Here is an 11,207-nt window from a genome sequence, read left to right as displayed (position 1 = left end):
GCATTGTTAAATAATTAACACAAAGGAGGCACATTTATTATGATGGGCAGGTTAAGAGCAATGCGCGAACCACTCAAGTACGTTCAGGGGCGAGACGCATTAAACAAGTTTTACGATGAGATGGGTTACATGGGCAAGCGTTGGCTGTTTGTATGTTCAAATAGCGGTTATAAGGCTTGTCACGACAAGATTGAGAAGAGTTTTGAAGGTCACGATGACTACAGACGTTATGAGATCTTCGGTGGAATCTCAAGCAATGGTGAGATCAAGAAGATGCAGGAGATAGTAAGGAATGACAACATTGATGTTGTTGTTGCTATCGGCGGAGGAAGCGCTGTAGATACAGCTAAGGCTACAGCATATTATGAGGGCAAGCATATTGTAATTGTTCCTACAGTTGCCGCAACAGATGCACCTTGTACAGGTTTGTCAGTTATTTATAACGATGACCACAGCTTTGATAAGTATCTTTTCTATCCGACAAACCCTGATGCGGTAATTGTTGATTGTAATGTAATTGCAAACGCTCCGGTACATTTCCTTGTTTCTGGAATGGGTGATGCTCTCGGAACATATTTCGAGGGAAGGGCTTCAATTCGTACAGAATCAGCAAGTCTTGAAGGAACCGGAATCACAAGAGCCGGTCAGGCACTTGCAAAGCTCTGCTACGAGACACTCCGTCAGTATGGAAAGCAGGCTATTGAGGCTTGTAAGCTTCATGTAGTAACTCCTGCTCTTGAGAATATTATTGAGGCTAATGTTTATCTTTCAGGTGTTGGTGCTGATAATGTTAACTGTGCAGCTGCACATTCCTTCTATAACGGTGTTACCGCTGTAGGCTGTAAGCATGCAGATCATGGTGATTGCGTAGCTCTCGGCACACTGGTACAGCTTGTACTTGAAGGTGCTACTAAGGAAGAGTTTGATGATGTTCAGAGCTTCTGCCTTGAAGTCGGTCTTCCTGTAACACTTGAGCAGATTGGAATTACATCTGAAGATCAGGTTAGGATTATTGCTGAAAATGCGTGTGTTCCTGGCGAAACTATCCATAATCTTGCGGGAGATGTTCAGCCTTGTGAGCTTTACGATGCAATCATGCAGGCAGATGCTTTGGGTAGAATAGCTCTTGGCAAGTGATTTATTTTTAAAATCAATTCTTAGAATAATAAATAGTTATAAATTCAAAGAGGTTGAGAGGGATTAACAATCCATTCTCAGCCTCTATTTCCTTATCTGAGTTTTCTCTTTTCATAATTACATAGAAAGCAAGCATAATGTTCTTTCTCGTAAAGTACATCAAGGAGAATTGTTATGGTGTCGTTCATTATCGGCGAATGGTAGAAAAATTTAAAATGTCTTTTTTCTATATTTCCATGACCGGTACGAATGCTTTCCTAAAATCAAATTTCCATTCCTCCATCAGTCATAATTTTCTGTATTTCCTTTGACTTTCCGCGCCTTCTGGCATATCTGAAAAGTTTCTTTGTATCAATATAGTATTTATCATTTGCAATACGTAGCATTTCCGGATATTCGCTTTTACTGTACATATTCATGAGTGCCACATCAGCAATGAGATCCACAAACAGTTTCTCTAAAGGTGTGTCGTACCGACTTTCTTTACCATGCGGAGCTTCACTGATTCTATTAATTATTATAATCGTATCCGTTTTCCAGTATTTGCTGAGATCGTTTTTCTTGGGATTAAGCAGAATATTCTCCGTCCACAATTCAGACATATCTCTAAAAACAAAATCACTTAATTCTTTTTCGACATAGAGAAAAATAGTATTCTTTGCAATTTGATGATTAAGAAATTCATTCAGCATAGAAGTTTCAAATAATGAAAATTCCGTATCCGAATAATTTTTTTCCATAAATGCTATTATTGCTTCTGCTCTCTCAGAATATTCCGGATTATAGTTCTTTCTATTTGCATTGCCGATCTTATAAGAATTCCTACTGTGTCTAAATATTACTCCATCGGCAATCAAACGCTTCAGATCCCAGTTAAACGAATTATATGTATACTCATTCGAATTATCCGCAACTAGGTCATATAGTTCACGTCTTGTATATTGTTTCTTGCTATCATTTTTCTCTAGAAAAGCCATATTCTTCATATATTTCACCATAAAATAGGATTACTGATCTGATATATAAAGTATAGCATCTACTAATTTTGGCATCAATATATATCGGCAATATTTGAAAATATTGCCGATATATACAATTTCCTATCCCTAATAGATGGTAGCCTTTTACATCAACAGTTCGTAGAGCGTTTATGCCATTCGACAAAAGATAATCCATCTCCAAGATATCCGGACTTTGACATGAAGTTCTATAAGATGCCCAGCTATATACGCCGGGGTGCCATTAATGAAGCTATCGGTAAAGTATCATCTTATATGGGGAACCTTTCTAACTGGATGAAAAATCCTGTTGGTAGCAGACCATCATACCCTAAAGCAGGTTTTATATATCCGGCAATGTACCGTACCGTTATGTATGACCAGACGGGCAGATATACTGCTAAGATAAAAGTATATATCCGTAATACCTGGGATTGGATAAACGTTGACTTTAAAAAGTCCGATATGGATTATATTTACAGACGTTGCAATGAACGTAAACAGTGTGCCCCTACACTCCAAAAACGAGGAAAGGAATGGTTCCTGGATTTTCCGTTTGAGGAAAAGGTAAAACTATCAGATAATTCGGTACATGATCAGACCATTGTTGCCGTAGACCTTGGCATTAACACAGCCGCTACGGTTTCTGTGATGCGTCCGGATGGCACTATTCTCGGGAGACACTTCTGTAGTCTCAAAAGAGAAACAGACCATCTGAGACACAGCATAAACCGTATCAAGAAGGCACAGCAACATGGCAATCGCAAAATGCCACGTCTTTGGGCTAAAGCCAAAGGTATAAACCGTGACATAGCCACTAAAACTGCAAACTTTATCATGGAGACCGCCGTACTCTACAATGCAGATGTAGTAGTGTTCGAGCACCTGGATAGGAAAGGCAAGGCACGTGGTTCAAAAAAGCAGAGACTCAAGTTATGGCGTAGTCAGGAAGTGCAGTCCATCGTCACAAATAAAGCCCACAGGCTTGGTATGCGTATAAGCCATGTCAATGCATGGGGAACATCAAAACTGGCATATGACGGCAGTGGATATGTACTCCGAGGAAGGGATGGCGGCTTTAGCACATATGAACTCTGCAGGTTTCAGAACGGAAAGACGTACAACTGTGATTTATCTGCATCATACAATATAGGAGCAAGATATTTTATACGTGAAATATTAAAATCCTTGGATGTGAATTCAAGGTTACTTGTTGAGGCAAAAGTTCCTCAATGCAGTAAGAGAAGCACCAGCACGTTATCTACATTAATTAACCTCAATGCGGAGCTTATGTCCTTAGCGGCATAAGTATCTGAGTTAAGGCTGAATGGTAGAAACGCAGTCCACCCTCCTAAAGAGGGGTTATGTAAAAAAATAAGAGAACAATGGCATCGCCATCTTTCTCTTATTTGCTCACATATTTGGAAGCACGCGACTTTAGTCGTGTGAGGCTTCACAAACATTCCCAATGATACCATTGAAGGCAATCGTTCAACAAGTAAATCCTTATAACCTTATCTTAAATTGTCGAATATAAAAGTAGTATGAGTATTTTTCAGCTGTATTCAGTTAGAATTTTAAGAATAGTTTTTATAGTATTTTATATGAACCTAAGTTTTAAGACGGAGAGAAAACTATGAAAAACGTGGTATTGGGAAGAACAGGGATCGAAGTGCCCCAGAACGGGTTCGGAGCATTACCTTTACAGAGGGTTTCGGTTGAGGAGGCTGTAAAGATTTTGAGACGGGCTTACGACGGAGGCATTCGCTTTTTTGACACGGCAAGAGCCTACAGTGACAGTGAGGTGAAGCTCGGAGAGGCTTTCGGAACGGGATATGTGGATCGTAAAGACATATTCATTGCCTCGAAGACCAAGGCAACAACACCGGAGGATTTTTGGAAGGATCTGGAGACAAGCCTTTCAAATCTTAAGACGGATTATATCGATATTTATCAGTTCCATATGATGAATACCTGCTACAGACCGGGGGACGGAAGCGGCATGTATGAATGCATGGAGGAAGCAAGGCGTCAGGGAAAGATACGTTTTATTTCCGGAACTGCTCACAAGTATGGAATCGCACAGGAGCTTATTGAGTCTGAGCTGTATGATACGGTTCAGTATCCCATGAGCTATCTGGCTTCGGAAAAGGAGATAGAACTGATTGAGCTTGCCAACCAGCATAATGTGGGCTTCATCTGCATGAAGGGTCTGGCCGGTGGTCTCATCACGAATTCAAAGGCTGCCATGGCTTTCATATCTCAGTTCGACGGAGCGGTACCCATCTGGGGAATACAGAGGGAGTCGGAGCTTGAGGAGTGGCTTTCCTATATGGATGAGACACCGGTTATGGATGATGAGATATTTAACTTCATTAAGTCAGAACGCGACGAGCTTATGGGAGAATTCTGCCGGGGCTGCGGCTACTGTATGCCATGTACGGTTGGTATAGAGATAAACAACTGCAACAGAATGTCTCTGATGCTGAGACGGGCACCCAGCAAGGGCTGGCTCAGTGAACATTGGCAGAAAGAGATGGAGAAAATCGAAGACTGTGTTAATTGTGGAAAATGTATAAGCAAGTGTCCGTACGAGCTTCAGATACCGACACTCCTCAGGAAGAATCTGGAGGATTACAGGGAGGTTCTGAAGGGGAACAGGAAGGTTTGATACCGGAGTAATCCACCGGGGACGGTTATCGCCGGCGAGAACCGTCTCCCGGTGGTTTCCTGGTAGATTATAAAAGGTTTTGGGAGAACAGTTATGGCAGAATGTAATGTATGTTTCAGACATTGTCATATCGATGAAGGGAAATATGGGTTTTGCAAAGTGAGAACCTGCCGGGACGGAAGCATTGTTCCGGACAATTATGGGAAGGTAACATCCATAGCTCTGGACCCCATAGAGAAAAAACCTCTTAACAGATTTTTTCCGGGAAGCATGATAGTATCCGTGGGAAGCTATGGCTGTAATCTTAGATGTCCTTTCTGCCAGAATTATGGTATTTCATGGGCTGAGGAAGTTGAAAAGTGGCCTGAAAAGGCTAAATACATTTCTCCGGAGGAGCTGTGTCGTATAGCTGTAGCGGAGAAACCTTATGGCAATATTGGTGTAGCCTTTACCTACAATGAGCCACTCATTTCCTATGAGTACGTTCTAGACACAGCAAAGCTGCTGAGAGAACATGATTTGAAAACAGTTCTTGTTACAAATGGCATGGCTGATGCTTCTGCTGTGGGTGATCTTTTCGGATATGTTGATGCAATGAACATCGATCTCAAGGGCTTCACGGATCATTACTATGAGGATCTCCTGAAAGGAAACCGCCGGATGGTTATGGATTTCATCAAGGAAGCGGTGAAGCATTGCCATGTGGAAGTGACGACTCTCATCATCCCCGGTGAAAATGATACCGATGATGAGATATTTGAACTTAGCCGATGGATAGGTGAGCTTACTGATGATAGCGGAAATCCCATAGGCGAAAACATTCCGCTTCACCTGTCCAGATTCTTTCCAAAGTTCCATATGACTGACAGAGACGCCACAGATGTGGCTAATGTTTATCACCTGAAAACTGTGGCAGAAAAGAATCTGAAGTATGTGTATACGGGGAATTGCTAGTTGTAAAAAAAGAACCCAATGACACTTGATAATAGAGTGCCATCGGGTTTTATTTTTGTAATCTGAAATTAGTAAAGTATTGAGCCAAAAGTAAAATATTGATATCATAGTAATGAAAAGTAAAAAAACAACGCTTTTAGTAATGAAACGTAAAATTATCTGATATATAGTAAAAAACATGGAGGAAAAGTAATGACACCCAAAATTGATCCGTTTACCAGAACTCCGGGGCTGGCAGGCAAAGCATATATAGATACAGGTATTGCTGATACTGTAATTGCAAATTTTAAAAGTGATGAATCTGAAAAACATGTTTATAAGATCACAGGCCTTCGTGGATCCGGCAAATCAGTTGAATATGGAAGGATTATGAAGGCGTTAAAGGAAGAGAAAAACTGGCTTGTATATAACCTTTCCTCTGCCGGAAATACAATTGCTACATTTCATGATCTACTTGCAAGCGAAAAAGGTTTAGGTATAAATAACAAGACAATTGAAAAAAGTTTCAGTGCATCTCTCGGAGGAAGTTTTTATGGTGCGTCAGGAGAAGGGAGCGTAAAGGTCACAAATACAAAAAGCATTGAAAAGTTTCATAAATCCGAAGAAGCTGCAATAATAAAAATGATAGAGACAGCCAACAAAAAGAAGTACAGGATACTTGTTGGGATAGATGATATTTCCAAAACAGAAGAAACAGTCAAGCTTCTTTCAATAATAGGGTCAATGATAGTTGTGGGAGCAGAACTCTATCTTGTTGTGACAGGACTTTCGGAGAACATTGAAGAATTTTCAACTGAGAAAAACCTTACCTTTTTTAAAAGAGCTGACGCTATTGAAGCAACTGCTCTAAACAAATACGACATAGTGAACAGATATCAGGACTTACTTAATATAGACTCATTTGAAGCCAAAAAGATTGAACAAACAACACGGGGTTATGCTTATGCGTATCAGGTTCTTGGTTCATTATATTTTTGCAAAAAGGAAAATGAGACTCTTGAAGATCTAATGCCGGCCTTTGAGAACATAATGTTTAAAGATTCATATGATATGATATGGCAGAAGCTGACAGAAGGCGAAAAGGAAATGGTCAGATGCATCTGTAAAACAAAAGATGGGAAAACAGAGGACATAAAGTCTTTGATGAAAAATCCGGCATCATATAATGTATTCAGAAATAATCTCATAAAAAAGCATCTGGTGGATGGAAGTAAAAGAGGATATTTGAAAATAAATCTCCCCAGATTTGACAGTTTCGTTGAACTTTGGGGTGATGATTAAAGGGAGGAAAGGATTATGAGAAGAATTATGTTAACTATATCCGCTGTTTTGCTGCTGAGCTTTCTGACGGCCTGTGACATGGCATCCGGTATCAGCACGGTGGAAAATAGCGTCAGCACGACGGAAAATAGTATCAACTCAGCGGAAAATAAACAGGAGGACGGAGGCGGCATCGAAGGACAGGACTGGCGGACATGGGGAACCATAGACGGCTATGGAAACCTCAGTCTGGACGGGCAGGATATTGACGTCTGTGCCTGTGTCTTCGGTGACAGAGTTGAGTTGTACTATGATGAGCCTAAACAGAATTTATTTTTGCAGGTAGACTATCCCGAAAAGCTAACCAATGAGCAATATGAAAAAGCTACGGTGGAGTTTGATGATTATAACGATGACGGGAACACGGATGTGCGCATTATCGTAGGTGAGGAAGATTCACCTGAGATGTGGTGGACCTTTGTCTGGGACAAGGACGACTTCGTATACATGGCGGCTCTGGCATACCCGCCAACAGAGGTTAAGCATTAACAAAAAACGGAAGAGAGAGGTCTTTGCGAGACCCACTCTCTTCCGTTTTTTTGAAATGATATTCAAAGACAAGCTGTATGTCAGCCACTTAAAATCCAATGAAGTAAATTGGCTCGAAGAGGATGTAGATACGGTTCTTAGTGGGATAATAGCATTTATTAAAAAATCATGACTTATTGATCCAAATATCCGCATAAAGTATATATTTGCGGATATTTAGATAATGCAATGATCCTATTAATTCTTAAAATCAATTGTGAAACAAAGCCTCAATTAACTTTACGTAAGCAGTAGATCGCATGGTCTACTGCTTTTTTCTAGGCAAAAAACGCTACTATAACACACTTAAAAGCCTGACTTTCTTTAGGGAGTCAGGCTTTTCTTAAAAAAATAAGAAAAATTTCTCAGAAATACTAATATGCCCCAAATTCTTCCCATAATTACTGAGTAGAACAGACAAGAATTATTTTTCATAGAAGGAGTTTTAAAGATGAGGAAAAATATTGCAGTAAAACTTGCTGCTACAGCTCTCTGCCTTTCCATGATGGGAATACATGAAAGTGCCCCTGCATACGCCGGCACAGTAGATGCAATCCTTAAGACCGGCGGAATTCAGATATCCTTAGAGCAGAAGATGCTTGATGAAAGCGGAAACAGAGTAGATCCGTATGAAGTAAGTCTTCACCCTACGGAAGAAGTATCGTATATCGTAAGCGTAAAGAATGACTTATCACCGGCTTATATAAGATTAAAGCTTAATTACACCGGCGAATTTGATGGTATTGATGACACTATGTTAAGAGGTGTTAGCGATGAATGGGTTAAGCAGGGTGATTACTGGTATTACACAGAGCCCGTTAAGACCGGTTCACTTACCGATTTCTGTACCAGCCTTGTAATGCCAGAATTCCCCGAATCAACGGGAGTACCCGTATCAGTGAGCGTTGATGCCGATGCCGTACAGTCTGCAAACTTTACTCCTGACTTCACATCCACATCCCCATGGGGTGATGTAGAAATACAGTCCCACGCATCGTTTGGTGATTCCGTAAGATCTGATTCAGGTGATTCGGGTTTCCATATCACTTTTGAGGACATAGAAGATGGTGAGATGAATGAGTCAAACGATCTTTTCAAGAATTTCCGATCTCTCATGCCTGGAGATGCTGTTTCAGAGAAAATCACCATCAAGAATGAGTATAACAGACCTATTTCGATCAGACTTTCATCTGACAACAATGATAAAGATACTTCCTTAAATAAATGGATAAACGTTGAAATAAAACGTTTAAGCACCGAAGGTACTGATGAAAAAGTTGTTTATTCTGGCCCTCTTTACGGTGATGACTTAGAAAAAGACATAAACCTCGGCATCATTGGTAAAGGTAGATTCCAGGAGTACTTGGTAACTCTTTTAGTTGATAAGAATATGCCTAACTCTACGATGATGCAGGATTACTCTGTTTCATGGGATATTTATTCTAAGAATACTACAAGTGGTGGATCCGGAGGCAGCGGTGGTCCCGGAACTGACTTTAATGCATATGATCCCAACGGTCCGTCAGTACTGGGAGTGGACAGACCTTTAGAGATTCCCCCAATCATCCAGAATCTCCCCTTCTCAGACTCAATCTCACAGGTAATAGGTGACATAAAGGCTAACTACAGACCAGGGGCAAAGGATTCAAAGGGAAACAAGCTCACCTCAAATGATGCATCACTTTTAGGAAAAGACGGTATCTACTACGCATTCAGAGATGGTGAAGACGTAAAGGGAGCTGACAGGGACATAGCCGGAAACTATAAGACCGGAGACGTGTTCCCGTTTGCAATGCTGGGAGGCATCTCATTTATAGGAATCGTCAAAAGTCATTTCTTTTATTGACGTTATACCGTGAGAATTCAGCATAAGCATATATTCCCTAAATTTTTCTTTTACGACAGTTTTATCCTTGAGATACACTGGTATATCATCAACCATTTCCTCGAAGACGCCAGGTTTATTGATGTAGAAACCGGTAAAAAATGTATGTGTATCTCCAAAACCTGCACAGATTGTTTTATCCTTTAAATCAAATACTTATCTAAAAAATCCCCTTCCATAATTCTTTTATCAGAAATAAAAGACCAAAAAAGGAAGGGAGACAGCGACATGATTCGCTTCGGAAAAAAACTAAGAAAAAGTGTTTCGGCCCTGGCAGCTGTATCAGTGCTTGTAAACACTGGACTCACGGCTATAGCCGATAACAAAGGAAGTATCAAGACAACATCAAATAACGGCATCACATATGTCACAGGCATCACATCAGGGGACACCGCAGACGGAGTGCTTGTTATACCGGACGACCTTGGAGAGACAATATTCCTTGGTAATCCAAGTGGCACAAAGACATTCCTCGGAAACAATGATGTTAGTACCCTTGTTATTGGAGACAATGTTTGGGGTGTGACAAGCTCAGCTTTTACATATGCCGATTCACTCAGTACCATCATAGTACCTGAGACCAATACATCATTTGTAGCAGCCCAAGAAGGTCTTTATGGCTATATATCCTATAATAATTATTCCCTCATTAAGTACTATTCCGGTAATCCCAGACAGGATTTCGTCATGCCGGATTACACAACTATGGTGATTAGCGCTGATGATGCGGAATTTGCTACTCTAAATCTCAACAGGGTTTCAACTGTATATCCGCTTACTTTTGCGGGAATAAGCATAGATACACTCATCTTAACAAACGATGTCACAAATGCTGCGGCTGATGTTGCTGAAAGCTCCGATATCCTTTATGGCGCAAAAGTTGGAAGTTTTATGGCATCAGGAGCATTTCAGACAAACTATGACGGTTCGATCCTTTCAAAGAATGGCCGAATCATCAAGTTCTCAGAATATGCGGATTCAAGCGTAGATATTTCAGGATATACAAGCATTTCTCCATTTGCTTTCACAAGTATTGATCAGTATGAGGACATCCGTGGTAATCTTCCGGATGAGATGATAAAGGAAGTAGTGTTCTCATTCTACGATCAGGGCGAAGCTGTTTTCTATGTAAATGATGAGATAGGCTTCTGCTATAACTACGACAGATGGATGCCAGGACATGTAAATAATAAGAACGGTTACACCCTTTCATCCAGCGGTCTTTCTGAAAGCCAGTATAACAATGTAAAGAAACTCATGTACTACGGTGTTCCCAATGACCAGACTGGTCTTTTTGAAGATGTCTTCGGTGTAAGCTATGATTCTGTGAAGGGTTCATTTGAGAATGGCGATGCGGCCCTCAATGTTGTATCAAGCCTTTTATATAGGTTTGTAACAGATGGTGCACATGAGCCATCAGAGATAAAGGGAATTGACGGACAGATCTTTACCGAAGCAAAGGTGGCAGCTTACAGAAATGCCCTTCTCAGCGCCATACAGAATGATAATGCAGAAAGAGGAAATGTATCATTTAATGCAGATGAGGATATAGTTTTCACACTTCAGGATGACGGCACATATATGTCAAATGAAGTAACTGTGACAGCATCTGATGATGTAGACCACACACTTAAGCTCACAACAGAAGGCATTACAGTAAACGGAAGTGACGAGTTCACAACAGGCACAAAGATCTGTTTTGTAAGCGATTCTG

Annotated in this window: 9 protein-coding genes; 8 read left to right on the top strand and 1 reads right to left on the bottom strand. The window is 40.6% G+C overall.

What is annotated here, in order from left to right; all coding sequences use genetic code 11:
- Window positions 1-42 precede the first annotated feature (42 nt).
- Window positions 43-1,137, top strand: coding sequence for a glycerol dehydrogenase (locus tag T357_RS0117585; protein WP_031555416.1), 1,095 nt, complete (start codon window positions 43-45; stop codon window positions 1,135-1,137).
- A gap of 263 nt (window positions 1,138-1,400) precedes the next feature.
- On the opposite strand, the gene T357_RS0117575 is transcribed toward T357_RS0117585, so the two are convergent.
- Entirely contained in the window at window positions 1,401-2,123 is a 723-nt protein-coding gene (locus T357_RS0117575; protein WP_031555413.1) for a DUF6577 family protein, read from the bottom strand.
- 213 nt (window positions 2,124-2,336) lie between these two features.
- Between T357_RS0117575 and T357_RS0117570 the strand changes: the two genes are divergently transcribed.
- The 7 genes from T357_RS0117570 to T357_RS19590 all read left to right on the top strand — a co-directional run.
- Window positions 2,337-3,443: an IS200/IS605 family accessory protein TnpB-related protein gene (locus T357_RS0117570; protein ID WP_242840146.1), complete on the top strand. Its 1,107-nt coding sequence runs from the start codon at window positions 2,337-2,339 to the stop codon at window positions 3,441-3,443.
- 328 nt (window positions 3,444-3,771) lie between these two features.
- Window positions 3,772-4,806, top strand: a complete 1,035-nt coding sequence (locus tag T357_RS0117565; protein WP_031555403.1) for an aldo/keto reductase — start codon at window positions 3,772-3,774, stop codon at window positions 4,804-4,806.
- Window positions 4,807-4,899: 93 nt separating this feature from the next.
- Window positions 4,900-5,760, top strand: coding sequence for an AmmeMemoRadiSam system radical SAM enzyme (gene amrS, locus T357_RS0117560; protein ID WP_031555399.1), 861 nt, complete (start codon window positions 4,900-4,902; stop codon window positions 5,758-5,760).
- 192 nt (window positions 5,761-5,952) lie between these two features.
- Entirely contained in the window at window positions 5,953-7,041 is a 1,089-nt protein-coding gene (locus tag T357_RS0117555) for a hypothetical protein (RefSeq protein WP_031555397.1), read from the top strand.
- A 15-nt stretch (window positions 7,042-7,056) separates the two neighbouring features.
- Entirely contained in the window at window positions 7,057-7,569 is a 513-nt protein-coding gene (locus T357_RS0117550; protein ID WP_031555394.1) for a hypothetical protein, read from the top strand.
- Between the two features lie 490 nt (window positions 7,570-8,059).
- Window positions 8,060-9,454: a hypothetical protein gene (locus tag T357_RS0117545; protein WP_031555391.1), complete on the top strand. Its 1,395-nt coding sequence runs from the start codon at window positions 8,060-8,062 to the stop codon at window positions 9,452-9,454.
- Window positions 9,455-9,721: 267 nt separating this feature from the next.
- On the top strand, window positions 9,722-11,207 hold a 1,486-nt coding region (locus tag T357_RS19590), incomplete at its 3' end, for a hypothetical protein (RefSeq protein WP_044917352.1).

The sequence above is a fragment of the Oribacterium sp. FC2011 genome (genome assembly GCF_000701645.1).
Lineage (GTDB): Bacteria > Bacillota > Clostridia > Lachnospirales > Lachnospiraceae > Oribacterium.
The sequence above is the reverse complement of the archived record's forward strand: the minus strand, read 5'-3'. Positions and strand labels throughout refer to the sequence as shown.